General features: G+C 67.8%; 24 protein-coding genes. 17 read left to right on the forward strand and 7 right to left on the reverse strand.

The window, feature by feature from the left end:
- Nucleotides 1-26 precede the first annotated feature (26 nt).
- The gene (locus tag B9C99_RS16945; RefSeq protein ID WP_088898655.1) at nt 27-1,544 is read right to left on the reverse strand and encodes a YhgE/Pip domain-containing protein; all 1,518 of its coding nucleotides are present in this window, start codon (nt 1,542-1,544) and stop codon (nt 27-29) included.
- A gap of 109 nt (nt 1,545-1,653) precedes the next feature.
- Nucleotides 1,654-2,316, reverse strand: a complete 663-nt coding sequence (locus tag B9C99_RS16950; RefSeq protein WP_172414985.1) for an IclR family transcriptional regulator — start codon at nt 2,314-2,316, stop codon at nt 1,654-1,656.
- 179 nt (nt 2,317-2,495) lie between these two features.
- Here B9C99_RS16950 and B9C99_RS16955 point away from each other — a divergent pair, with 179 nt between their 5' ends.
- The 10 genes from B9C99_RS16955 to fahA all read left to right on the forward strand — a co-directional run bounded on the left by B9C99_RS16955 (nt 2,496) and on the right by fahA (nt 11,912).
- Entirely contained in the window at nt 2,496-2,924 is a 429-nt protein-coding gene (locus B9C99_RS16955) for a nuclear transport factor 2 family protein (protein ID WP_016692518.1), read from the forward strand.
- Between the two features lie 48 nt (nt 2,925-2,972).
- Nucleotides 2,973-3,803 (forward strand): SDR family NAD(P)-dependent oxidoreductase, encoded by an 831-nt coding sequence (locus B9C99_RS16960; protein ID WP_088898656.1) that lies wholly within the window; start codon nt 2,973-2,975, stop codon nt 3,801-3,803.
- Nucleotides 3,796-4,593, forward strand: a complete 798-nt coding sequence (locus B9C99_RS16965; protein WP_088898707.1) for an SDR family NAD(P)-dependent oxidoreductase — start codon at nt 3,796-3,798, stop codon at nt 4,591-4,593. The genes B9C99_RS16960 and B9C99_RS16965 overlap by 8 nt, the downstream gene beginning before the upstream one ends.
- Entirely contained in the window at nt 4,590-6,050 is a 1,461-nt protein-coding gene (locus B9C99_RS16970) for an FAD-dependent oxidoreductase (RefSeq protein WP_088898657.1), read from the forward strand. Before B9C99_RS16965 ends, B9C99_RS16970 begins: the two co-directional genes overlap by 4 nt.
- Nucleotides 6,051-6,085: 35 nt before the next feature.
- Nucleotides 6,086-7,417: an MFS transporter gene (locus tag B9C99_RS16975; RefSeq protein WP_088898658.1), complete on the forward strand. Its 1,332-nt coding sequence runs from the start codon at nt 6,086-6,088 to the stop codon at nt 7,415-7,417.
- 132 nt (nt 7,418-7,549) lie between these two features.
- Nucleotides 7,550-7,954, forward strand: a complete 405-nt coding sequence (locus tag B9C99_RS16980; RefSeq protein WP_088898659.1) for a hypothetical protein — start codon at nt 7,550-7,552, stop codon at nt 7,952-7,954.
- 52 nt (nt 7,955-8,006) lie between these two features.
- On the forward strand, nt 8,007-8,534 hold the full coding sequence (locus tag B9C99_RS16985; RefSeq protein ID WP_016692512.1) for a MarR family winged helix-turn-helix transcriptional regulator: 528 nt from the start codon (nt 8,007-8,009) through the stop codon (nt 8,532-8,534).
- A gap of 116 nt (nt 8,535-8,650) precedes the next feature.
- Nucleotides 8,651-9,853: a homogentisate 1,2-dioxygenase gene (locus B9C99_RS16990; protein ID WP_016692511.1), complete on the forward strand. Its 1,203-nt coding sequence runs from the start codon at nt 8,651-8,653 to the stop codon at nt 9,851-9,853.
- The gene (locus B9C99_RS16995) at nt 9,850-10,731 is read left to right on the forward strand and encodes a hypothetical protein (protein WP_088898660.1); all 882 of its coding nucleotides are present in this window, start codon (nt 9,850-9,852) and stop codon (nt 10,729-10,731) included. The genes B9C99_RS16990 and B9C99_RS16995 overlap by 4 nt, the downstream gene beginning before the upstream one ends.
- Entirely contained in the window at nt 10,728-11,912 is a 1,185-nt protein-coding gene (fahA, locus tag B9C99_RS17000; RefSeq protein WP_016692509.1) for a fumarylacetoacetase, read from the forward strand. The genes B9C99_RS16995 and fahA overlap by 4 nt, the downstream gene beginning before the upstream one ends.
- 98 nt (nt 11,913-12,010) lie before the next feature.
- Here fahA and B9C99_RS17005 read toward each other — a convergent pair whose 3' ends face one another.
- The 3 genes from B9C99_RS17005 to B9C99_RS17015 form a co-directional block, all read right to left on the reverse strand.
- Nucleotides 12,011-12,229: a helix-turn-helix transcriptional regulator gene (locus B9C99_RS17005; RefSeq protein WP_253250105.1), complete on the reverse strand. Its 219-nt coding sequence runs from the start codon at nt 12,227-12,229 to the stop codon at nt 12,011-12,013.
- Nucleotides 12,229-12,903 (reverse strand): hypothetical protein, encoded by a 675-nt coding sequence (locus B9C99_RS17010; RefSeq protein ID WP_088898662.1) that lies wholly within the window; start codon nt 12,901-12,903, stop codon nt 12,229-12,231. The genes B9C99_RS17005 and B9C99_RS17010 overlap by 1 nt, the downstream gene beginning before the upstream one ends.
- 125 nt (nt 12,904-13,028) lie before the next feature.
- Nucleotides 13,029-13,766 (reverse strand): IclR family transcriptional regulator, encoded by a 738-nt coding sequence (locus tag B9C99_RS17015; protein WP_085470098.1) that lies wholly within the window; start codon nt 13,764-13,766, stop codon nt 13,029-13,031.
- A 138-nt stretch (nt 13,767-13,904) separates the two neighbouring features.
- Between B9C99_RS17015 and B9C99_RS17020 the strand changes: the two genes are divergently transcribed.
- Nucleotides 13,905-15,335: an acyl-CoA synthetase gene (locus B9C99_RS17020; protein ID WP_088898663.1), complete on the forward strand. Its 1,431-nt coding sequence runs from the start codon at nt 13,905-13,907 to the stop codon at nt 15,333-15,335.
- A gap of 6 nt (nt 15,336-15,341) precedes the next feature.
- On the opposite strand, the gene B9C99_RS17025 is transcribed toward B9C99_RS17020, so the two are convergent.
- On the reverse strand, nt 15,342-16,070 hold the full coding sequence (locus tag B9C99_RS17025) for an MOSC N-terminal beta barrel domain-containing protein (protein WP_088898664.1): 729 nt from the start codon (nt 16,068-16,070) through the stop codon (nt 15,342-15,344).
- Nucleotides 16,071-16,177: 107 nt separating this feature from the next.
- On the opposite strand from B9C99_RS17025, the gene B9C99_RS17030 reads away from it, so the two are divergent.
- Both B9C99_RS17030 and B9C99_RS17035 read left to right on the forward strand, forming a co-directional pair.
- Nucleotides 16,178-17,149 carry an LLM class F420-dependent oxidoreductase gene (locus B9C99_RS17030; protein WP_016692502.1) on the forward strand — a complete coding sequence of 324 codons (972 nt, stop codon included), beginning with the start codon at nt 16,178-16,180 and terminating at the stop codon, nt 17,147-17,149.
- Between the two features lie 88 nt (nt 17,150-17,237).
- Nucleotides 17,238-18,176: an alpha/beta hydrolase gene (locus B9C99_RS17035; protein WP_088898665.1), complete on the forward strand. Its 939-nt coding sequence runs from the start codon at nt 17,238-17,240 to the stop codon at nt 18,174-18,176.
- On the opposite strand, the gene B9C99_RS17040 is transcribed toward B9C99_RS17035, so the two are convergent.
- Nucleotides 18,146-19,321 carry an MFS transporter gene (locus B9C99_RS17040; protein ID WP_088898666.1) on the reverse strand — a complete coding sequence of 392 codons (1,176 nt, stop codon included), beginning with the start codon at nt 19,319-19,321 and terminating at the stop codon, nt 18,146-18,148. The genes B9C99_RS17035 and B9C99_RS17040 overlap by 31 nt on opposite strands.
- A gap of 141 nt (nt 19,322-19,462) precedes the next feature.
- On the opposite strand from B9C99_RS17040, the gene B9C99_RS17045 reads away from it, so the two are divergent.
- The 4 genes from B9C99_RS17045 (at nt 19,463) to B9C99_RS17060 (ending at nt 25,366) form a co-directional block, all read left to right on the forward strand.
- Nucleotides 19,463-20,860 (forward strand): amidase, encoded by a 1,398-nt coding sequence (locus B9C99_RS17045; RefSeq protein WP_088898667.1) that lies wholly within the window; start codon nt 19,463-19,465, stop codon nt 20,858-20,860.
- A 21-nt stretch (nt 20,861-20,881) separates the two neighbouring features.
- Nucleotides 20,882-21,982 (forward strand): XdhC family protein, encoded by a 1,101-nt coding sequence (locus tag B9C99_RS17050; RefSeq protein ID WP_088898668.1) that lies wholly within the window; start codon nt 20,882-20,884, stop codon nt 21,980-21,982.
- Nucleotides 21,983-22,036: 54 nt separating this feature from the next.
- A complete protein-coding gene (locus tag B9C99_RS17055; protein WP_088898669.1) occupies nt 22,037-23,740 on the forward strand; it encodes a helix-turn-helix domain-containing protein in 1,704 nt (567 codons plus the stop codon).
- 177 nt (nt 23,741-23,917) lie between these two features.
- Complete coding sequence (locus B9C99_RS17060; RefSeq protein WP_088898670.1) at nt 23,918-25,366, forward strand: solute carrier family 23 protein; 1,449 nt, start codon at nt 23,918-23,920, stop codon at nt 25,364-25,366.
- The last annotated feature ends 14 nt before the right edge of the window (nt 25,367-25,380 follow it).

Here is a 25,380-nt window from a genome sequence, read left to right on the forward strand (position 1 = left end):
ACCGTGGTAGTGGAGGGACTCCGCCGCTACCCCCGACGCGCGGCGGGGCCCCCCATTTCGTTCGTGGGCCCGTCGCTTTCGCCCGCATGCTCGGAGCTGCCGGAGGATTCGCCCCTATCGTCACGATCGTCCTCACCGGCGTCCTCACCGGCGCCCACGCTGTCGTCCGAGCGAACCGTATCGGCCGCGACCGCCGAATCCCGATCGTGCTGTCGCGACGGCCGCCAGGGCAGACGCACGGGTGCGTCCGCGGCCCGGTGGAAACCGACGCGGTCGTAGATCCACGTCACCAGGGCGCCGACGACGAGACCGAACACGAGGCCGACGATCGTCATCGTCACGCCGTGGCCGAGCCCGGCGTCGGGTCGTCCGTCGAAGTAGAGGATGGACCGCACCGCGAGATAGATCTGGTGCATCGGCTCGAAGGTCGACAACCATTCGAACATCCGCGGGGTGGCCTCGATCGGGATGGTGCCACCGGACGACGGCAGACCGAGCACGATGAACACGATCAGGTTCACCAGCAGACCCGCCGCACCGAAGATCGACATCACCGCGAGCGACGTGATACCCACCGCCGAGATCGCGAGTGCCCCGTACTCCCACAGCAGCAACGCGCGTGGCGCCGGCATGCCGAGTGCGGTGGAGATCCACAGATACAACGCCGAGACGATCAACGACATGACCACGGTGATGCCCCACTTGAGTGCCAGCACCTGCAGGCGCGACATCCGGGTGGTCTCCCGCGCGATGTAGAGGGGGCCGTATTCGGTGGGCACGAAACCGAGCGCGCTGTCGACGACGGCGTTGATGATCGTGGCGCCGGTGAAGCCGGCCAGGATCAGCAGCAGGGTGTAGAAGAAGGCGGACAGGCCCGCGCCCGTCCCGTCGGGCAGCGGTTTGTGCTCGACGGTGAGCGCATCGATCGGTTGGGCCAGGACGAGGCTGCTCGCTCCGGACAGTTGCAGGTCGGGTGCCGACTCGGCGAGCGTCGCGGTGACGGTCTCGGTCAGCTGCTGGCCGACCGTGTCGTTCACCTGGGTCAGTGCGCGGTCACCGATCGTCGTGACGATGCCTGTCGCGAACGCACCCGTCCGGGGATTCGTGTACAGGGTGATGATCGGTTTCTCGATGTCGCCGGGAACCACCGAGGCCTGCGCGAGGATCGAGATGCGTTTGGTGAAGTCGCTCGGGATGACGATCGCGCCGTACAGGCTGCCGTCGTCGAGACCCTGGTTGGCGGCCGAGATCCCCATCCGTTGCAGGTCGATCTCCTCGGGATCGATGCCGTCGAGGATGCCCTCGGTGATCTGGTCGCCGAAGTTCTGTCGCTCGTCCGATCCGGGCAGCACATCGCCGACGTCCTGATTGACGATGGCCATCGGGAACTGTCTCAGGTTCTCGCTCGGATCGAGGAGTGCGCCGAGATAGAAGTAGGCCAGGGCACTCATCATCGCTGCGACGACAGCGAAGGGCGCGAGCCAGAAGCGGGGGCTGCGCAGGGTGCCGTGGTGCGGATCGGTGGTCGACTGGGTTGAACTCACCTGTCGATTGTGCACACAGGTGTGTGCTGTCGGAGGTGTCGAGTGCTCGAATGCACGCGAAGTCGGGCTACGTGATCTGTCACTCCGACCCTGCTCATTCCGACATCGGTCACCGGAGCAACTCGCCGAGAGCCGACGCCGCAGAGACCACGGCTGCCGCAAGGTGGGCTTCATCGGTGGCGTCGAAGACCGAGACACCTATCGCCGCCTGTGTACCCCCGGGACGCGTCGGCACTGCTGCCGAGATTCCGATAGTGGTCGATACGACCTCGCCGGTAGAGACTGCATAGCCTGTCTGCCGCGCTCGGGTCACTTCCGGGCGCTCGTCGGGGCGTGGCGGCATGGATCCGAGGATTGCCAGACCGGCCGAGCCTCGATCCAGCGGATGGACCTGGCCCGGGCGGAAGGCGATGTGGACATCGGATCGCCGGGGTTCGATCACCATGATCGCGCGCACCATGGTGTCGGATTCGCGGACGACGAGGTGGGCGGTGGCCTCGACGCTGTCGGCGAGGTCCTCGAGGATGGGGCGGGCCAGAGTCCGTAGGTCCTGCTCGACGGATTCGGCGAGTGTCACCAGGCCGGTGCCCAGTGAGATGCGCTTGTGGTCGTCGCGGCGGCACAGTCGGTGCGCCTCGAGTGTCCGGACGAGTCGGTGGGCGACCGTGCGGTGTACGTCGAGGCTCTCGGCGATCTCGCTGACCGACAGGCCGTGAGGGTTCCGCGCGAGCAGTTCCAGGATCTCGAGACCGTTGTGGAGCGTCTTGGACATGCCGGCATCCGGCTCGATCCGCGGCAGATTCAGATCCCCCGTTTGTGCAGGTACATCCCGCATTTGTGTCATGACCCCCGTTACCTCCCTTGACGTCTGTGAACTGTAACACCTAGCATTTCCGTTAATCGCACACTGAGTGCGATTATCGCACACACGACGGATGGTTTTCGTACGACATGACACGGACCGACTACGTGGACGCGGCGGTTCTCGCCCACATCCACCAGCTCTACGGCCGGCAGAGCCACCTCATCGACGAGGGCTCTGCGCGCGAGTGGGCCGAGACGTTCACCGCCGACGGCGAGTTCTGCTCGCCCAGCTACCCCGCCCCCGTGGCAGGAACCGACGACCTCGCGGCTTTCGCCGAGCGTTTCCACGCCGGCGCGCAGGCTGCAGGGGAAGTGCATCGGCACGTCGTCACGAATCTGGCCGTCTACCGCGTCGACGACGACACCCTTCGTGTGCGGGCCTATCTGCAGATCGTGGCCACCGTTCGTGGCGGCGGATCCAGGCTCGTCCGGTTCACCACCATCGACGACCGCGTCGTGCGCACCGGCGGCGAATGGCGCATAGCCCGCCGCGTCGTCTCCCGCGACGACAGCTGACCGTCGCATCTCTTTCCTATTCGTTCCACATTTTCGGAGGAATCACCCATGACCGTTGACGCCCAGAACCCGGGCCGTACCGTCACCACCCAGATCGTCGCCCTCTACCCGGAGATGGCCGGCAAGGTTGCCGTCGTCACCGGCGCGGCCCGCGGAATGGGTGCCCAGTTCGCGCGCGGTCTGGCCACGCGCGGCGTGCACGTGGTCGGCGGCGACATCAACGACGTGCAGATGAAGGAGACCGCGGAGCAGATCAACACCGATCTCGCCGTCGAAGCCCTCGTCGAGACGCCCGGCACGGTGATCGGAGCACGTGTCGACGTGACCGATCCGGCGGAGCACGAGGCGCTCGCGCAGGTCGCGCTGCAGGAGTTCGGTCGCATCGACTTCTGGATCAACAACGCCGGCATCTTCCCGTTCGCCCTCGCCGAGGAGATCTCGAAGGACCAGATCGCGGCGACCCTGGACGTCAACGTCGAAGGCGTGCTCTTCGGTTCGCAGGCCGCGGCGCGGCACATGGAGCCCGGTAGCGCGATCGTGAACATGTCGTCGGTCTCGGCGCTGCGTGTGCGCAAGGGCCGCGGTGCATACTGCGCCTCCAAGGCCGCCGTCGCCCATCTGACCGAATCGCTGGCAGTCGAGTTCGGCGACAAGGGAATCCGTGTCAACTCGATCGCTCCGGGTTATATCGATACCGAGATGACCCGGTGGGTCCAGGAGGACCCGGCCGCACTGAAGCACGCGCTCGACGTCGTCCCGCTGCACCGGCTCGGTGCCCCCGAGGAGGTCTTCGGACCGTTGCTGTTCCTGCTCTCCGACAGCGCCCGCTACGTCACCGGACATTCGATCGCCGTCGACGGTGGATCGCGTCATGTCTGACAGCGTCGTCGAATCCGTGTCGTACCCCTGGGTCGTGCTCGTCACGGGCGCGGCCGGGGGAATGGGCGCCAATCATGCCCGTGCGCTTGCTGCGCGGGGAACGCATGTGTGCCTTGCGGATATCCACGACCCGTCCGAGGTCGTCGAACAGATCGAGGCGGCCGGTGGTTCCGCATCGGCGCATACGCTCGACGTGTCCGACGCCGCGGCATGGGAGCGAGTCGTCGACGAGATCCGCTCCCAGCGAGGTGAACTCGGCGGACTCGTCAACAACGCCGGCATCTCCCGACGTCTCGAATTCATGGACACCCCGGACGACGTCTGGGAGAAGACCATGCGGATCAACCTGTTCGGCCCGTTCTACGGGATGAAGGCGGTGGCTCCGCTCATGCGCGACAGCGGTGGCGGCTCGATCGTCAACATCTCGTCGATCTCGGGGCAGATCGGCTACTTCTCTCCGGCCTATTCGTCGAGCAAGTGGGGCCTGCGGGGCCTGTCCAAGTCGGCGGCGGGGAACTTCGCGCGCTGGGGTATCCGGGTCAATTCGGTTCACCCCGGCCTCGTGGGCACGGCCCTGCTCGGCGGCGCCGACGCGTTCGTCGGTGCCGCATTGAACAGCGTTCCGGCCGGCCGGATGGCCACCGTCGACGAGATCACCGACGCTGTGCTCTTCCTGCTGTCGGATCGTTCGAGCTACATGACCGGCAGCGAAGTGACCGTCGACGGCGGCATGACGTCCAACGGCCTCTATCACCGCATCATCGCGGAGACGGGAGATCAACTCTCATGAATGACGACATCATCGACGTCGTGGTGATCGGTGGTGGCGGTGCCGGTCTCGCGGCCGCAGTGTCCGCTGCCGAATCCGGCGCGAGCGTCCTGCTGTTCGAATCCGAAACCGAACTGGGTGGGTCGACGCAACTCTCCGCGGGACTGTTCACTGCGGCAGGCACCAGTGTGCAGCGCGGTCTCGGTATCGAGGACTCAGCCGAGAAGTTCTTCCAGCACTACATGGATCTGAACCACTGGGTCCTCACACCCGGGTTGGTCCGTGCGTTCTGCGAGAATGCGGGCCCCACCCTCGAGTGGCTGATCGGTCTCGGTGTGGAGATCCCCGCCCGGGAATCGTCGAACGCGCACATGCCCGGTCTGTGCCAGGCCGGCGTCGAAGACGTGTGGCGCGGGCACGTGCCGAAGGACCAGGGTTACGGACTCGTGCAGACCCTCGACCGTGCACGTCGCGCACACGGTGTGGAAGCCGTGCTCGGCACCCGGGTCCAGCGGCTGCTCGTCGAGGACGGACGTGTGGTCGGTGTCGTCGCCGACGACATCGAGGTCCGTGCCCACGCCGTCGTGGTCGCCTCCGGTGGCTTCGCGCAGAACCGCGACCTGCTCGAGCAGTACTACCCGTATCCGCTCGGAGCCGGCGAGTCGCTCTTCGTCGTCGCCGCCCCGGGTAGCCGTGGCGACCACTTCCGCTTCGGCGAACAGGTCGACTCGGCGATCGCCGGCAAGGACTGGGGGCTGACCATGCCCACCGCCTACTTCCAGCGTTACCACCACTGGCAGGCAGGCTTCCCGCCCAAGTCGCGGGTGTATGTGAACAAGTCCGGTCGGCGGTTCATGGACGAGGACGCCTCGTACGCGGTCTCCGGTGGTCTCATGGATCGTCAGGACGGGCCGGTGTGGGCGATCTTCGACGAGAAGGCACGCACCGGGCTGCCCGGCGGTTACACCGACTGGGACGCCGACCGGATCGCAGAGGAAGCCGACGCCGGTCGTACCCTGCGTGCCGACAGCCTCCCCGAACTCGCCGACCTCATCGGCGTACCGGTCGATGCGTTGGTCACCACGATCGATCGTTGGAACACCCAGCTGCCCAATGGGATCGATCCCGAGTTCCTGCGGCATCGCACCCTCGCCAACAAGGGATCGACCTCGAACCCCGACCCCATCGCGGAGGGACCGTTCTACGCGGCACGTATGCTGCCCGCCGAACTGGTCTGCACCCACGCCGGGCTCGAGATCACCCCGAATGCGGAAGTTCTCGACACCATCGGGAACGTCGTACCCGGCTTGTACGCGGCCGGAGAAGCAGGCGCCGGCATCCTCGGCCTCCGCTATGTGGGCGGCGGCAACGCCGTCGCCAACGCATTGACCATGGGCCGCATCGCCGGCCTCAACGCGGCCCGGTCGGCTGCATCCGGCGCCGCTCCACGCACCGCACTCGGCGTTGCCGGCGTGTAGCGCCTCCTCCCCTCACATTCGAAAAGGACACGAACATGCTCGGATCGGACGCGGCATCCCCCGCAGTGAGTCCACCCCAGGTCGGCACTCCGCAGCCGAAGCAGTCGACGACGAAGGTCATTCGTGCTGCCGTCGTGGGCACCATCGTCGAGTACTACGACTTCGGTATCTACGGCTACATGGCGACGATGGTCGCCACCCTGTTCTTCGTCTCCGAAGACGAGACAGCTGCTCTGCTCGGTACGTTCGCTGCCTTCGCCGTGGCGTTCTTCCTCCGGGTGCCCGGCGGCATCTTCTTCGGGCACATCGGTGACAAGTACGGCCGGAAGAACGCACTGTCGTGGACGATTCTGCTCATGGTCGTGGCGACCGCGGCCATGGGTCTGATGCCCACCTACGCAACTCTCGGTGTGTGGGCGACGGTTCTGCTCGTGCTCGCCCGCTGCCTTCAGGGCTTCGCGGCCGGCGGTGAACTCGGCGGCGCGAACGCATTCGTCTCCGAATCCGCACCGGCACGCTGGCGCGCGACGCAGACGTCCATGGTCAACTCGGGTACCTACCTGGGGTCGTTGGTGGCGTCTCTCGTGGCGCTCGGCATCACGTCCACCTTCTCGGAGGAGCAGATCCTCGAATGGGCATGGCGTGTTCCGTTCCTGCTCAGCGTGGTCATCGGCGTGATCGGCGTCTGGATCCGTAACCACCTCGAGGACACCCCGCAGTTCGAGGAACTCGCCGACAAGGGTGAGACGAAGAAGCTGCCCATCGCCGAGCTGCTGAAGACATCGGGCGGAAGCGTCGTCAAGATCATCCTGCTCGGTGCGCTCATCATCGGTGGCTACTACATCGCCTCCGTGTATGCCGCAACTTATCTGCAGACCACGGGTGGGCTGTCGTCCTCCGTCGCGTTCCTGTCGACCTGTCTCGCTCTCGTACTCGGTGTGATCACGCTGCCCATCGCCGGTTATCTCGCCGACAAGTACGGGCGCAAGCCGGTGCTGTTCGCCGGTAGTGCCGCATCCGCGATCGTCGGTGTTCCGATGTTCATGCTGATGTCCGGCGGCACCGTCTGGCAGGCCGTCGTCGGCCAGTCCGTGCTGTTCATCTGCGTGTCGGTGGTCAACGGCGCCTCCTTCGTCACCTATGTCGAGATGCTCAAGGCGTCCGTGCGATACAGCGGTATCGCTCTCGGGAACAACGTGACGAACATGTGCCTCGGTGGCACCGCACCGTTCATCGCGACGTGGCTGATCGACGTCACGGGGAACTCGCTGGCACCGGCCGGGTACTTCGTGTTCTGTGCGCTGCTCACCCTCGGTGCGGTCTTCTTCATCGAGGAGACGAAGGGCATCGAACTCCGCACCGACTAGTCCTGTGGTGCAGCCGGAATTGTCGGAACCCGTCGGGGGCCGACAATTCCGGCATTCCCATATCCGGACCGCCCGGTCCGTGTTTCGATGTCCAGGGGACACGGGTCCCGGAGACACGGCCGGAGGGGAACGATGGCGAACGGATTTCGACGGGTACTGCGGGCCGGAGCGGTCGCCGCAGTGACAGGAGGCATCGTCCTCGGCGGCGCCGGCATCGCGGCGGCGCAGGACGAGTGGCCGGTCCAGCAGCCGAACAGTCCGATCTCCGTGTCGGATGTGGACCCCGCCAACTGGCTCACCCCGGACGAACTCGCCTATTGGAATCCGCTGGTGAACGAGCCGCGGCTGACCTCGCCCTTCGGCACGAACACCCGCATCGTGTGTCAGGGCTTCCACGGCGTGACGACCGATTGCTGGCAGGCCGACCTCGAAGGCCGTCCACACAAGCTTCAGCGTCTGCCCGCGAACCTGCCCAACGTGACGGGGTCGAGTGCACCCGGCGGAGGTGTCGGGCACTTCGTGTATCCGCTCTTCTGATCACCAGATAGTAAATGGATGAATTATCCCGGATCTGCGGTACTGTGACCGCATGTCCGGACCCCGCGACCTCGACTACTGGTCCTTCGTCGAACTCGCGCAGGAGCGTCTGAACAGCAAGTTCGGCGAACATCACCGCAGCGCGACCGAAGTCCTGCTCACGCTCAACCGGGCCTCGGACATCGTCACCTACGACCTCGAGGCCGCCGTTCACCGTCCGCGCGGCCGGTCGTGGTCGGCCTACCGGCTCATGTTCGTCATCTGGCTCGCGGGCCCGATCGAGCCGAACGTCGCCGCGCGGCTCACCGGGATGAGCCGCGCCGCCGTGTCGAATCTGGCGAAACCGCTGGTCGAAGCGGGGATCCTGGAGAAGACGCCGGTCAGTCACGACGCGCGTTCGGTGCAGTTGTCGCTCACCGAAGCGGGGGAGAAGGAGATCCGCGACAGCTTCCGCGCCCAGAACGAGCGCGAGGAGGCCTGGGTGGAGGTGCTCACCCCCACGGAGCAGCAGATTCTCGTGATGCTCCTGAACAAGCTGATCACCAACCGCAGTCAGTTCGACGTGCGCGGACGCAACTGACACAGCCTCGTGACCTCTCTGTGGTTGCGCTCACGCCCTCCGGTTAGTTAATGTGTTTACTAATTCCAGGCGAGCGGCCTTCCCGCGCACGCCCGAGATCCGCGAGGAGTCAGATCATGGCGTTCTACCGACAGCTCGGCGTCATCCCGCCGAAGCGTCACACCCAGCACCGTGACGAGAACGGCAACCTGTACTACGAAGAGCTCATGGGCGAGGAGGGCTTCTCGTCCGACTCGGCGCTGCTCTACCACCGGTACATCCCGTCGGCGATCGTCGACGCCACCGAGTGGAAGCTGCCCGATCAGACCACCACGCCCAACCACCCGCTCAAGCCGCGGCACCTGAAACTGCACGATCTGTTCCCCGAGACGATCTGGGCCGAGACGGATGTCGTGACGGGTCGTCGTCTGGTCCTGGGCAACGCCGACGTCCGCATCTCGTACGTCGTGTCGTCCAAGCCCTCGCCGCTGTACCGCAACGTCGTCGGCGACGAAATGGTCTACGTCGAGTCCGGTGAGGCCACCGTCGAGACGGTCTTCGGTCCGCTCGAGGCGAAGGCCGGCGACTACGTCCTGCTGCCGATGGCCACCACCCACCGCTGGGTGCCCAAGGGCGACGCACCGCTGCGCGCCTACACGATCGAGGCCAACAGCCACATCGTGCCGCCGAAGCGCTACCTGTCGAAGTTCGGGCAGTTCCTCGAGCACGCGCCGTTCTGCGAGCGCGACCTGCACGGCCCGACCGAACTGATGCAGGTCGAGGAGGAGAACGTCGAGGTGCTCGTCAAGCACCGCACCTCGCACGGCGTCGTCGGCACCCGCTACCTGATGCCGCACCACCCCTTCGACGTGGTCGGCTGGGACGGCTGCCTGTACCCGTACACCTTCTCGATCCACGACTACGAGCCCATCACCGGCCGCGTCCACCAGCCGCCGCCGGCGCACCAGGCGTTCGAGGGCAACAACTTCGTCATCTGCAACTTCGTGCCCCGCAAGGTGGACTACCACCCGCTGGCCGTGCCGGTGCCGTACTACCACTCGAACGTCGACTCCGACGAGGTCATGTTCTACTGCGGCGGCGATTACGAGGCCCGCAAGGGATCGGGCATCGGCCAGGGTTCGATCTCGGTGCACCCCGGTGGTCACGCGCACGGCCCGCAGCCGGGTGCCTACGAGCGCAGCATCGGTGTGGAGTTCTTCGACGAACTCGCCGTCATGGTCGACACCTTCCGCCCGCTCGAACTCGGTGAGGGTGCACTCGCGTGCGAGGACGCCGCCTATGCCGGCAGCTGGAACCGCAATGCAGGAGCGGCCAAGTGACTTTCGGACCTCTCCTGACCGGACTGTGTGACGACGCTGCGCTGTTCCCTCCGGGCAACGCCCCGCTGCCCGTGGCCGTCCCCGCCCACGCCGGGCACCGCTCGTCCGCGCACGCACCGCTCGTCGGAGCGTTCGTCTTCCCGGCCGGTCGCCTCGGTGAACTCGCAGACCACCTCGCGCAGCACCCGTATCCCGGTGAGCTGGCCCTGAGCCTGACCGCGCCGACCGGCACCGCAGCCGTCCGGCCCGCACTCGAGCAGGTCGACGCGATGGACTCGGTATCCGTGGTGGCACTCGAGATCCCGGTCCCCGCAGAACAATCCGTCGACGAACTGTTCGCAGCACTCGGCGAGATCTCCGCGGACCGCCCGGATGTCGATATCTTCGTGGAGGTTCCGCGCGACGAGCGTCGCCCTGAGATCCTCGCCCGCATGGTCGGCACGCCCTACGCGGCCAAGTTCCGCACCGGCGGCATCGTCGCCGAGGCATATCCCGACGAAGCCGAACTCGCCGCGGCGGTCGGCACGGTCGTCACCACGGGTGTGCCGTTCAAGGCGACCGCCGGTCTGCACCATGCGGTGCGCAACACCGACCCGAAGACGGGCTTCGAGCAGCACGGGTTCGTGAACCTGCTGGCCGCGGTGGACGCGGTGCTGTCCGGAGCAGACACCGACGAGGTCGCCTCCGTGCTCGCCGAACGCGACGGGGCAGTGCTCTCCGCCCGCCTCGGCGCCCTGTCCGACGACCGGGCCGCAGAGGTCCGGCGCCGTTTCCTGTCGTACGGCACCTGCAGCATCGCCGAACCGCTCGAGGATCTGCTCGGCCTCGGTCTGGTGCCCTCGACCGTTTCCCCGATCACCGAAGGAACGAACGCATGACCACCATCGCCATTCCGGAGGGCTCGCTCTTCGGTCTCGACAACCTGCCGTACGGCATCTTCTCCACGGCCGACAGTGAACCCCGCGTCGGTGTCCGCGTCGGAGATTCGGTCCTCGACCTGAGCCGTGTCTTCGAGGACGACGTCGTCTTCGCCGAGCCGTCGCTCAACGCGTTCATGGCCCAGGGCCGCACCCGATGGGACGAAGTCCGCGCTGCGATCAAGGAACTCGTCGCCGGTGATGTCGCCGACGAGGCCGTCTTCGCCGTCGCCGACGTGACGATGCACCTGCCCATCGAGGTCGCCGACTACGTCGACTTCTACGCGTCGGAGAACCACGCGTCGAACCTCGGCCGGTTGTTCCGCCCGCAGAATCCCGACCCGCTGATGCCGAACTGGAAGCACCTGCCCGTCGGCTACCACGGCCGGTCGAGCACCGTCGTGACCTCGGGTGTCGACATCGTGCGGCCGTGCGGACAGCGCAAGGGCCCCAACGATGCTGCGCCGGTCTTCGGGCCGTCGATCCGCCTCGACATCGAGGCCGAGATGGGCTTCATCGTCGGTGTCGGCTCCCCGATGGGTTCGCAGATCACTCCCGACGAGTTCGCCGACCACTGCTTCGGTGCCGTCATCCTCAACGACTGGTCGGCCCGCGACATCCAGGCGTGGGAGTACGTGCCGCTGGGCCCGAACCTCGGAAAGTCCTTCGCGACGTCGATCTCGCCGTGGGTCGTTCCGCTCGCCGCACTCGAGGCCGCCCGCATCGACACCCCGGTGCAGGACCCGGAGCCGCTGCCGTACCTGAAGGGCACCGAGAAGTGGGGCCTGGACATCGATCTCGAGGTCGAGTGGAACGGGCACGTCGTGTCGCGCCCGCCGTACGCGCAGATGTACTGGTCGCCGGCGCAGATGCTCGCCCACACCTCCGTCAACGGTGCCGCGACCCGCACCGGTGATCTGTTCGGTTCCGGCACCATCTCGGGCCCGGAGAAGGACCAACGCGGCGCCTTCATCGAACTCACCTGGGGCGGAGCAGAACCCGTGCAGGTCGGCGACGAGACGCGCACCTTCATCGAGGACGGCGACGAGATCGCCATCTCGGCCACCGCGCCCGGCCCGAACGGGACCCGCATCGGCTTCGGTGAGGTCCGCACCCGCATTCTTCCCGCGATCGGGGAATAGAAGAAACAGGTCCGTGCGTCAGCCGGAGCGCCACCGGCCGGACCGTCGGCGATGTCCGGAACCCACGAGGTTCCGGGCATCGCCGTTTCTCGGTTCGGTCAGTCGACCGAAAGAATTTCGCCCACAGAGCAATCCAGTACGCGGCACAGGGCGGTGAGGGTCGAGAAGCGGATCGCGCGGGCGCGTCCGTTCTTGAGTACCGACAGGTTCACCACGCTGACGCCGACCTTCTCGGCCAACTCGGTGAGGGTCATGCCCCGGTCGGCCAGCAGCTCGTCGAGATGACACCGGACGGCATGCTCGGTTTCCGGAGGCATCAGACGAGTCCTTCGTTGTCGCGCGCCATGCGGCTGCCGATCCGCAGCACCACGCCCACGGCCGAGATCACCATGCAGAAGACGTAGGCGTACCAGAACTCCGGTCCGAGAGGCGCGTTCGAGAGGACGTAATTCATGTCCACGTCACGGATCAGCATGTTGGTGCCCAGCGTGCGGGGGATCATCGGGACGATGATGGTCGCGATCGCCACGATGGAGGTGATCCACACGAGCCGGATGGCGCCCCGGTCGAACAGTCGGCCCCGGACGAATCGCACGACGATCCAGCTCAGCAGGGCCAGGGCTGCGAGATAGCCGAGGGTCTGCAGCGCTTCCCCGGCGCGGATGAGGCCGACGCTGACGGGGGAGAGGGTGTCGGTCGGAACGTCGATCACCGTCGTCGAGGTGGTCTGGAGGTCGACGCCGTTGGGGGTGGACAGCACCGGCGCCGCTGCCGCGTCGTCGAACCGGACCCGCGCGGTCACGATGCCGTCGCCGAGAGAGCTCGCGAGGTCGCGGACATAGGTGAAGAGCACGATCAGCGACGTCAGCGCGAAGACGGTGAGGGACGCCCACAGATCGGTGCGGTCCTTCTTCGACGTCTCGGTGGGGGAGAGCGTGTCGGGTTCGGCGCCCGGGCCCTGGGGGCGGTCGGTGTCGTGGGTGGAATTCATGGTCGTCTCCGAACTCGCCGGACGGCGGGGTTTATCGATTGCCGATACCATCGATAATCGTTATACCTATCGACAAACGATATGTCCAGAGGTGGCGGGTTCCCGCCGGTCCTGGTCGGAGCGGATCAGGGTAGGCGACGCTCGATCGCGTCCCGCGCTGCCAGCGCCTTCGCGCCGTAGTCGGGGAAGAGGTCGGGCGTCAGTCGCGAGGCCGGGCCCGAGATGCTGAAGCAACCGCGCACGGTGCCGCCGCGCCCACGTAGCGCGACGGCGACGGCGGCGATGCCGTCGTGCAGCCCCTGTTCGGTCACGGCGTACCCGCGGGCGCGGATCTCGGCGATCTCCTCGCGCAGCGCCACCGGGTCGGTGACGGTGTGCTCGGTCAGCGAAGGAAGTTCGGTCGCGAGAAAGTCCTCGATCCGCGCGTCGGGCAGCGACGCGAGATAGGCCTTGCCGGTGGACGCGGCATGCAGGGGCAGGCGCGTGCCGAGCGCAAGGAAGGCGCGGAGTTGATGGGCACTGTCGAGTCGCTCGATCAGGACCAGTTCGTTGCCGTCCGGCACGGCGAGATGGATCGTCTCACCCGTCTCCGCCTGCAGGCGGTTCAGTTCGGGGAGTGCGACCTCGCGCAGGTCGTCGCCGGACGACATCGCGCTGCCCAGGCTGAACGCGCGGCCGGTGATGACCCACTGCCCGGCATTCGCCGTCGAGGGGCGTATCCAGCCGGCCTCGGCGAGAGTCTTCAGGCACCGCTGCACGGTGCTCTTGGGGACGTCGAGACGTTTGCTCAACTCCGAGAGCCCGACTGGTTGCGTGGTCGCGACCTCCTCGAACACGCGGAGTGCGGTGAGAACGCTGTTCATCGGAACCTTTCGCGCATCGTTGACGGCAGGCGTCACGGGTTATAGGTTGAGCCGGACCGCATCGTAGCACGGCGGTCCACAATGTGGACCAGGCGCTGCGCGACACCGTCCGGCAGGACGTCGAGAAGGGACCCACCGATGACCACCACCACGCCCGTGCCGTTGCTGACCTCGCTCACCGAATCCGGAGCAGGTGACGACCGCAGCGCCGTCCGCGTCGGAGACGTCTCGCTCACCCGATCCGAACTGATCGCGGCCGCCGCCGCGGTGGCCGACGAGGTCGCCGGTTCCTCGCGGGTCGCCATCGACGCCACCGCGAGTATCGAGACGGTGATCGCCACGACCGGATGCCTCATGGCCGGTGTGGCCGCGGTGCCCGTGCCGCCGGATTCCGGCTCGGCCGAGCGCGCCCACATCCTGAAGGACTCGGGTGCGCAGGTGTGGCTCGGCACTGCCCCCGAGGATGTCACTCTCCCCGCGATCCCGGTCGACGCGAGCGCGCGTTCGTCGTCCTCGCACGCCGAGGCGGACCCGGGCAGCGCCGCGATGATCATGTACACCTCCGGAACCACCGGTGCCCCCAAGGGAGTCGTGCTCTCGCGGTCCGCCGTGGCGGCCGGTCTCGACGGCCTCGCCGAGGCGTGGAACTGGACGTCCGACGACACTCTCGTCCACGGACTTCCGCTGTTCCACGTCCACGGGCTCATCCTCGGCGTCGTCGGTGCGCTCCGGCAGGGCTCGCCGCTCGTGCACACCGTGCGGCCGAAGCCCGAAGCCTATGCGGCAGCGGGTGGTTCGCTCTACTTCGGTGTTCCCACTGTGTGGTCGCGGGTCGTCGCCGACGAATCCTCCGCGCGCGCACTGTCGTCCGCGCGCCTCCTCGTGTCGGGCAGTGCACCCCTGCCCGTGCCGGTCTTCGAGCGCATGCTCGCCCTCACCGGCTCCGCGCCGATCGAGCGGTACGGGATGAGCGAAACGATCATCACGATCAGCACCCGCCACGACGGTGAGCGCCGGCCCGGCTGGGTGGGACTGCCGATCGCCGGGGTCTCCACCCGCCTGCGCGACCAGGCCGGCAACCTCGTGGCACACGACGGCGAAACCCTCGGCCAGCTGGAGGTTTCCGGCGCCACCCTGTTCGACGGCTACCTGAACAATCCCGAGAAGACCGCCGAGTCGATGACCGAGGACGGCTGGTTCAACACCGGCGACATCGCCGTGATCGACGACCAGGGCTTCCACCGCATCGTGGGCCGCGAATCGGTCGACATGATCAAGTCCGGCGGCTACCGGATCGGTGCCGGCGAGGTCGAGCACGCGCTGCTGAACCACCCCGGTGTGCAGGAGGCGGCGGTGGTGGGTGTGCCGGACGACGATCTCGGACAGCGGATCGTCGCCTACGTCGTCGGGGATCTCCGTGATCCGAGCGAACTCTCGGACTTCGTCGCGCAGACCCTCTCGGTCCACAAGCGTCCCCGCGAGATCCGTACCGTCGACGCACTTCCGCGCAACGCCATGGGCAAGGTGCAGAAGAAGATCCTCGTCGACGAGTACCTCGCCGGGAAGTGACCCGGTCTACCCGATCCCGACTTCGTCGCCGACGGTGATGTCGCCGGGAGTCGGGACGGTCGCGTAGATGCCGATGCACGGCATCGGCTTGCCCTCCGGCATATTGGGCATCTGATGCGCGGTCATCACCTCACGCAGCATGTCGCGCCGCGCGGGAACCTCCTGATGGGGGAGCGTCACCATGACGCACCGCGCGGTGCGCTTGTGCGGTTCGAGGACTGCCGAGCCCACCGACACCCGTCGGCCGATCCATTCGTCCTCCACGAAACCGGTCGTGTCCGGAGTGTCGACGATCAGCTGCGGCCGGAATCGCCGCAACGCCACATCGGTGGGGTCGCCGGTGCCGAGCGCCTCGACCGCGGAGCGGGAGACGAGATGCAACGGCGCCTCGTCGTAGGTTCGGTCGCGCGGTTCGAGCCGCACGTCGTGACCGACCAGCTTCGACAGCAGGTCGTCGACCTCGGGATCGTCGCCGCGCACCACCGTGCCGTCGGCCAGCGTCAGTTCCAGTGCCGCCGGGTCGCGGGGCTCGTCGTCGCTCAGAAGTCGCGCCGAGCAGGTCAACAGCAGTCCGTATCGGCGGAACCGCTTCGCACTCGCGATGTTTCCGGATTCGGCGTCGACCAGCGCCCACAGGTGATCGCCGCGCAGGCCGTCCGCTTCGATCGCTGCGGCGTCGATCCGTTCACCCCCGAACGACTTCACCGGATAACGCCACAACTGATCGATACGCACGACTCGCGAGCATACGGGGACCGGAGCGGCGGCGGGGCGGGCCCGATCCGCCGGTCCGAAACACGCCCGGGTATGACCTGAACCACAGTGTGGCTAGGGTGACGGTCATGACGGAGAACACGACACGACGCTGGGGCCTGACCGTCCCGCTCGACGGCATCCCCCTGCCCGACCAGCGACGCATCATCGAAGAGCTCCCCGACCTCGGGTACACGGACGTGTGGTCGTCCGAGGCCGGCGCCGCCGATGCGTTCACCCCGCTGACCCTCGCGAGCGTGTGGGCTCCCAGCCTGCGCCTGGGTACCGCGATCGTCCCCGTCTACACCCGCGGCCCCGCGACGCTGGCCATGTCGGCCGCGAGCCTCGCCGCCGCCGCACCCGGCCGCTTCGTGCTCGGGGTGGGCACCTCCTCCGACGTCATCGTGGAGAAGTGGAACGGCATCCCCTTCGAGGAACCGTTCAAGCGCGCCCGCGACACCCTGCGGTTCCTGCGCGCCGCCCTGTCGGGGGAGAAGGTCTCCGAGAAGTACGACACCTTCGCCGTCGACGGCTTCCGGGCCGGCGTCGTACCCGACCCGACGCCGCCGGTGCTGCTGGCGGCACTGCGACCGGGCATGCTGCGTCTGGCCGGACGTGAGGCCGACGGCGCCATCATCAACTGGCTGTCCGCCGACGACGTCCGCACCGTGGCGCCCTACGTCCACGAGGGCGGCGAGAACAAGGAGATCGTCGCGCGGATCTTCGTGCTCCCCGGTTTCGACACCGAGACCGCCCGCGCCATCGGCCGTCGCATGATCGCCGCCTACATGAACGTGCCCGTCTATCGGGCCTTCCACGAATTCCTCGGCCGGTCGGACGATTTCGCCGGCATGTGGAAGGCGTGGGCGGAAGGCGACCGCAAGGCCGCCCTCGAAGCGATCCCGGACCACGTCGTGGACGCCCTCGTGATCCACGGCGAACCGGAGGCGTGCCGCGAGCACGTGGAGCGCTACGTCGAGGCGGGTGTGACCACCCCGGCCATCGCCCTGGTGCCCTCGGGCGATCCCGCACCGATGATCCGGGCGCTCGCTCCGCGCTGACCGCCGGACGTCACGATTCGATGTCGGCGGTTAACGACGCCCGACGGTGACGCGACAACTCCTGCAGATGCGCTGTGCAGGAGGCGAGATGGCCGAGCCGACGTCGAGTACGGACCCGAACACGATCGCTCGTGTGATCGTGGTTGCCGACGACGGAGTGCCGTTGGCCGCCACGGTGACCGGACCGCGGGATGCGGATCTGACGCTCGTGTGCCTGCACGGCCACTGCCAGGACGCCGCGAGCTGGGATGCCGTCTGCGAATCGGTGGACCTGCCGGGTCTGCGCATCGTCCGCTACGACCAGCGAGGACACGGTCGTTCCGGGACCGGCGACGCCACCGCGTGCACGGTCTCCGGGATGTCGGACGATCTCGATGCGGTGCTCCGGACCCTCGCGCCGGACGGACCGGTGGTGCTGGCGGGATATTCGATGGGCGGCATGGTCGCGCTGTCCTACGCCCGTCGTCACCCCGACGCCGTCGGCGACCGCATCGTGGGTGTCGGTCTGATCGCCACCGCTGCATCGGGACTCGCGGACGGCGGTATCGGACGCTATCTGCGTCACCCGGCCGCCTCGATCGTGCACCGGGCGGTGTCGCGTGCGCCGCGCGTGATGGAGCTGTCGAAGCGCGCCGGAGGTCGCGTGTGCACGGTCGCTGCCCGCAGGCGCACGGAGGAATCGTGGTTGCGGATGGTCGGATCGGCGCTGTCGAACGAGACCTCCGTCGTCACCTGGTCGCGGCTGCTCGCCGACTTCGCGGTGCTCGACGAGTCCGCCGCCCTCGACGTGCTCGCGAGAGTGCCGGTGGTCGTCGCGGCGGGCACGGAGGACGTCTTCGTGCCCTTGCCGTTGTCGGAGGCGATGGCGGCGCGACTGCCGCACGCGAATCTCGTGCGGTTCGTCGGCGCCGGTCACCGCGTGCTCGCCGACCGTCCCGAGGAGGTCGCCCGCGCGCTCTCGGATCTGCTCGGGCAGGTCCGCGCCCCGGGTCCCGCTCAGCGCGTACCGACGAGCGTTGCTTCCTGATCGGCGAGCAACTTCCGGGGGACGAGCGCGAGCACGAGCAGGGCCACGGCGACCGCGAAGCATGCGACGAACCCGACGTGCGGCGCGGCGAGCGAGATGACGAACGGCACCGCGAAGCCCAGATAGATCAGGCAGTAGAAGACGGCGACGGTCTGTGCCAGCTCCTCCGGTGGAGCGATGTGCTCGACGGTGACGAGGCCGGAGACGAGCAGCATGCCGTAGCCGCCACCCAGGAAGACGGCGGTGACGAGGACGGCGAGAACCGATACCGGGCCGTCCACGACTACCGCGACGCCGGCGGTCACGAAGCCCAGCACACCGAGACCCACCCCCGTCCAGACGCCACGGTCCTCGCCGTGCCGGGTGATGCGCCGGGCCACGGGCTGTATCAACGCACCGGTGAGCAGGGTCAGGGCGGCGACCACCCCGGTGAACGCGACGGCCACGCTGTCCACGCGATCCGACACGATGGGCGGCATCGTCGCGAACGAGACGGTCGCGCATCCGAAGACCCACGGAGCCCACGGCACGACACCCCACCGGAAGCGTCGGGTGGACAGGGTCGACAGGCGCCACGAGCCCTGCACGGTGCGGGGCCGGTGCGCGTCGGGGACGGCCCACACCAACACCACCGCGACCACCATCAGAGCGATGTGCACGAGATAAGGCAGACGGTCGGGGGCGGGCAGCCACTGCGCGATGAGACCGGCGAACAGGGCACCGCTGCCGAATCCCGCCGACAACGACACGGCGGCCCGGCGCGCTCCCACACCCGGCCCTTCGCTGAGTTCCTTCATCCAGGCGGTGCCGGCTCCGAACGCCATCCCGGATGCCAATCCGGCGAGGACCCGACCGAGATACAACAGCGCGGGGATGTCGGCGCCCAGCAGCAGGACGATCGACGACACGATGCTCACCGGGATCATCGCCCGGATCACCGGACGGCGGCCGATCCGGTCGGCTACGCGCCCGAAGTAGAGCAGCGCGGGAATCAACCCGAGGATGTAGGAGCCGAGCATGGCGGTGAACGAGTCGCTGCCGAGTCCCAGGTGATCGCGGTAGACGAGCTGCATCGGAGCGAACTGATTGGCGCCCCAGCTCACCGCGAACACGGCGAACGCAAGACGAGCCCAGGACGGAATCATTCCCCGATCCTCTCAGGCCCGCTCCGGCGGGAAAGTATCAACTCTTCACACCGCGGCGACCGGCTTCCTGTGGAGTGTGGACGTAGGAGAGGCCCGGAGCCGGCCATAGCGTTCTCGTCGAACGCAGACCGAGGAGGGCCAGTGGCGGTAGAAGGTCGATCCCCGACGCTCGACACCGAGCGCACCGGAACGTGGACCGGCGCCGACGCGCGGTCGATCGCCGCCGTGGTCCGCAGCCGCGAGGTCACCGCCCGTCGCGTCGTCGAGGACCACCTCGCCCTGATCGCCGAGCAGAGCACGCGCCTCAACGCGATCGTCACCGTCGCGGCGGACCATGCCCTCGCCGAGGCCGACGCCCTCGACCGGCGTCTCGCCCGCGGTGAGACGGCCGGTCCGCTCGCCGGGGTGCCGTTCACCGTCAAGGACCTCATCGCCACCGCAGGCGTGCGCACGACGGCTGCCTCGAGGGCGCTGGCCGACAACGTCCCCGTCGTCGACGCACCCGCCGTCGCCGCGATGAAGGCGGCCGACGCGATCCTCGTCGGCAAGACCAACACGCCCGAATTCGGAACCTCAGGGCTCACCGACAACGAGATGTTCGGACCGGCCGTCAATCCCCTCGGCAGCCCCGAGTCGCCGCGATCACCCGGCGGATCCAGCGGCGGCGAAGCCGCGTCCATCGCGTCGGGCATGAGCGTCCTCGGACTGGGCACCGACTTCGGCGGGTCCGTGCGCTGGCCCGCACACTGCACCGGCCTGTGCTCCATCCGCCCCACCGTCGGCCGGGTGTCCGCGGACGGCCAGTACCCGGGGGTGCTCGTCGGCGACCACGTGCGGGCCAACCCCACGACGGTGCACGGCGCGCTGCAGACCGTCGGACCCATGGCGCGGAACCTCGACGACCTCGTCCTCGCCCTGCGCGTGATCTCCGAACCGCACGTCGCGTGGACCGATCCGGCGAGTGTCGACGTCGATGCGCTGACGATCACCTGGGCGGACGGGGACGGCACGGTGCCCGTCGACGACGAGATCGTGGACGTCGTCCGCGAGAGCGCGCGGCGCCTCGGTGCCCGCCCCTATCGCGGGTCGGCGCTGGTCGAAGGGAACGAACTGTTCGGCCGGTTGCGGGCCACCCAGACCCACGCCGACATCGACGCGTTGGCGAGCCCCGACCGGTTCGGTGCCGTCATCCGCGACCTGCTGTCCACGGCCGGTCGCGCCGAGCACCGGGAGGTGGAGGGCCTCTGGGCGTGGCGCACCGCGCTGATCCATCGGCTGCTCGACGAAATGGGCGACGTGCTGGTGCTGCCGGTCGCGTCCATCGGGGCGCCTCCGCTCGGCGACGATCGTTTCGCTGTCGACGATCGGCTGCTCACCTGGCAGGAGGCGCTGGCGAGTTGCCGCACGATCAGTGTCACCGGTTTCCCGTCCGTCGTCGTCCCCGTCGGGCGGACGAGCGACGGCATGCCCATCGGCGTGCAGATCGTCGCGCGCCCCTTCCACGACCACGTCGCGCTGGCCGTCGCCGCGCGTCTGTGACACACCGGTAAGGAGGCCGCTGTGCGGGACATTCTCGACGAACTGTCGCGATGGTTCGACGACGGTGAGACGTTCGCGCTCGCGACCGTCGTGCGCACCTGGAAGTCGTCGCCGCGCGAACCCGGCGCCGCGATGGCCGTCTCGCGGTCGGGCGAGGTGGTGGGCAGTGTGTCCGGAGGGTGCATCGAAGGCGCCCTGTACGACATCGCGGGGGACGTGCTCGCCGATGGCCATGCGCGGACCGAGGTCTTCCGTGTCACCGACGACGATGCCTTCGGCGTGGGCCTGACCTGCGGCGGCACCATCGAGGTGTTCGTGCAGCGGGTCGATGCCGCGACCTACCCCGAGTTCACCGAGGTGGCACGGCGGATCGGGGCGGGAGAGCCGGTCGCTGTCGTCACCGACCGGGAGTCCGCCGGCCATCGTGTGGTCACCCTCGACGGGGACGACACCGACCTCGAGGACGAGGTGCGACTGCGCCTGTCCTACGGCGATTCGGAGGTCTACGTCGACGAGGAGCGTGCGCAGATCGTGGAGATCTTCGCGCCACGACCGCGGATGTACGTCTTCGGCGCCATCGACTTCGCGTCCGCCCTGTGCACGCTGGGGAAGTTCGCCGGTTACCGCGTGACGGTGATCGACGCCCGGCCCGTCTTCGCGACCCCCGCCCGGTTCCCCGACGCCGACGAGGTCGTGGTGGCGTGGCCGCACGTCTTCCTCGAGTCGGCGCCGATCGACCCCACCACGGTCGTCGCGGTGCTCACCCACGACGAGAAGTTCGACATCCCGCTGCTCGAACGCGCCCTCCGCTGCGAGGCCGGATACATCGGGGCGATGGGCAGCCGCTCCACTCACGAGCGCCGGGTCGCCCTGTTGCGCGAGGCCGGTCTGTCGGCCGACGAATTGGGACGGCTGCACTCGCCGATCGGACTCGACCTCGCGGCGCGTACCCCGGAGGAGACGGCCGTGTCGATCCTTGCCGAGATCCTCGTGAGCACGCGCGGTGCCACCGGGCGCAGCCTTGCGACACTGCGCGGACCCATCCACCGGGTGCCGGCGGGACGCGCTGCCCGACCTGCGGATTGTCCGCCTGCGATTGACGGTGTTGCGGCAGCCCTCTAATGTCACGTGTCTCCCATGCGGGGGTGAACGACTGGCAGGTGGACGGGTAGTGCTGTGACGGTGCGCAAGGCTGAGAAACCGGGGCCCAGCGCATCCGAACCGGGACGCAGCGCAGCCGATCCGGAGGACAGCGCAGCGGTCGTATTCGAACCGTGCCCGCTCGCAGACGTCGTCTCCTCGGGTCTCCTCGTCGCACCGACGGTGCTTGCCGGTGACGTCTCCACGGCGCGACCTGTCACCGGGGTCGCGGTGATGATGCTCCCCGAGATCGGTCCCTGGCTGCGTCCGGGGCTGCTGCTCGTCACCTCCACCACCGTGCTCGCGCGACTCGCCGTGCCGGTCGCCGACTTCCTGGCACGGCTGGACCGGAGCGAGGTCTCGGCACTCGTGGTCCGGCTCGACGCCGGACATCCCCTGCCCCAGGGCCTCACGGACGACGTTCCCCTCCCGGTGCTGACGACGCCGGAGGAGGTCGTCGCGGATCATCGGCTCGCGCGGGCTCTCCGCGACATGGCCGTCGCTCAGGTGGAAGCGGTCTTCGAGGCGGATCACCTCCGTCGCGGCCTCCTCGAGATCGTCATGGCGGGCGGTGGACACAGGGCGCTCGCCGAAGGCATCTCGCGCCGGCTCGGCGGGGCGGTCCTCATCACCACCCCGGACGGACGCCAGACCTACCGGGCCGGGAGGGAATCCGACTTCGCGTGGCTGTCCTCGACGGCGGCTGTCGACCCGACTGGCCGGGTGCGCACCGATTCGATCGAGGGCGGTCTCGGTCTGCACCGCTTCGGCGACGAGTACGTGGCGATCGCCGCGATCTCCGCCAACGGTATCGACCACGGTCGGCTCGTATTCTTCTGTCCTGCACGTGATCTCTCCGCCCCGGATCTGTATCTCGTGGAGCAGGCGGCGACGGTGTGTGCGCTCGTCGTCAGTCGTGAGCTCGCGGTGTCCGCGGTCGAGGAGAAGCACCGGGCCAACTTCGTCCGGGACCTGTTGCGCGGCCGCGCCGGTGAACCCGAACAGGTGATCGTGCACGCGCAGATGTTCGGCTGGAATCTCGACCGCCCGGTGGTGGTGGTCGCCGTCGAACCCGATCGCGTGGACGACGATTCCTCGGCGGCACCGGCGCGACTGCCCGTCGTGGAACGGCAGGCCCGCGCGTTCGCGGGTGCGCTGGCCGGGCGCGATTCCGGAGCGTCCGTCACAGCTCTGGCGACCGAGACCGTCGTACTCATGGGTGAGGGCAGCGACACGATGACCCTCGTGCGCGAACTCGTCGCCCTGGTGCGCGGAGCCGGCGGGGGAGGGCGTCGGCCGTTCGGTGTGGGGGTTTCGCGTGCGTCGTCGTCCACCGACGACCTGCCGGCGCTCTACGCGCAGGCGCGCACGGCACTCGAAGTGGGACGCAAGATCTCCGGTCCGTGGGCGGTGACCCATTTCGACGATCTGGGTGTGTACCGGTTGCTGAGCCTCGTCGAGGACACCGAGGAACTCGAGTCGTTCGCGCGCGAGACGCTCAAGGAACTGACCGACGGCACGGCCGAGGCGCAGGACATGTGCCGTACCCTCGAGGTGCTCCTCGCCACCAACATCAACATCGCAGAAGCCGCGCGCCAGTTACATTTTCATTACAACACTCTGCGCTATCGTGTGGCGAAACTCGAAAAGATCCTCGGTCCCTTCACTGAACAGCCCGAACTGCGGTTGGACCTTTCGCTCGCGCTCAAGATCATCGCGATGCGCGGAATCGATTCCTGACGATCAACCACCGATCTTGCCAATTTCGGAGGGTCGCTCATGGCAGATTCCTCCCACGCCGGGCCGGAGCTGCTCCGTTAGCGTTTGCGGCTACCGAAGTACACGTGTGATCGGCAACACAGGCGTAACAATCCACGTGAACTCTATCGGCACCCACACTCTGCTGAAAGGTCCGATATGCCCATCTGGACAGTGCACGGAGACGGCAAGAACATAGAACCGGGTCAGGTCGTGGCGCCGATGGAGCGCCTGAGTTGGGGACGCACGATCGGTCTGGGCGGTCAGCACGTGGTGTCGATGTTCGGCGCCACGTTCGTCTTCCCGATCATCATGGGTCTCAACCCGCAACTCGCAGTGATGCTCTCGGGCTTCTGCACCCTCTTCTTCCTCGCCGTCGTGAAGGGCCGGATCCCCAGCTATCTGGGAACCTCCGCGGCCTTCGTCGGCGGCATCGCCGCGATCTACGCCCAGGGCGGCTCGCCGTCGGAGGTCACCGGCGCGATCATGGTCTCCGGACTCGTGCTCGCCGCGATCGGTGTGGTGATCCACTTCCTCGGCGGCTCGCTGGTCTTCAAGATCCTGCCGCCGGTCGTCACCGGCGCGGTGGTCATGCTCATCGGCTTCAACCTGGCGCCGGTCGTGGCCGGCACCTACTGGCCACAGGACCAATGGGTCGCACTGACGGTGATGATCGCGCTGATCGTGGGTAGCGTCGTGCTGCGCGGATTCCTCGGTCGCGTCGCCATCTTCCTGGCACTGCTGTTCGGCTACGCACTGTCCTGGGTTCTCGACCGCATCAGCGGACCGATCACCTCCTACGACGCCGGCGCCGACGCCGTCACCGAACACTTCCGCGTGAACTGGGAAGGCGTTGCGTCCGCTCCGTGGTTCGGTCTGCCGCCGTTCACGGACGAAGCCGCCGGTGTCGTCGGCATCCACGCCCCGTCGTTCAGCCTCACCTTCATCGTGCTCGTCCTGCCCGGTGTCATCGCCCTGATCGCCGAGAACGCCGGACACGTCAAGGCGGTCGCCGAGATCACCAAGACCGACCTCGACCCCATGATGGGACGCGCACTGGCCGGTGACGGTCTCGCCACGGCCCTCGCCACCGGTGTCGGCGGTTCCCCGACGACGACCTACGCGGAGAACATCGGCGTCATGGCCGCGACCCGCGTGTACTCGACGGCGGCCTACGCGGCAGCCGGCGTCATCGCCATGCTCCTCGGCTTCTCCCCGAAGTTCGGTGCGGTCATCTCCGCGACTCCGGGCGGCGTCCTCGGCGGTATCACCGTGGTCCTCTACGGCATCATCGGCCTGCTCGGCGCCAAGATCTGGAAGGAGAACGGCGTCGACTTCGGCGACCCGCGCAACCTCATGCCCGTCGCAGCCGGCCTGATCATCGCGATCGGCGACACCAGCCTCCAGTTCACCGATACGTTCTCGCTGAGCGGCATCGCGCTGGGCACCATCGTCGTGATCGGTCTCTACCACCTCTGCCGGGTCATCGCTCCCGAGGACATCGCACCCGAGGACCCCGATACCCCATCCGAACAGGGAGAACCGGTTCGGACGGAGCCCGATCCCGACGGCGAGAGCGGCGCGGGAAGGGTGAAGGAGTTCGCGTGACCTCTATTACATCT

The sequence above is a fragment of the Rhodococcus sp. BUPNP1 genome (genome assembly GCF_002215235.1).
In the GTDB taxonomy this organism is placed as follows: domain Bacteria; phylum Actinomycetota; class Actinomycetes; order Mycobacteriales; family Mycobacteriaceae; genus Rhodococcus.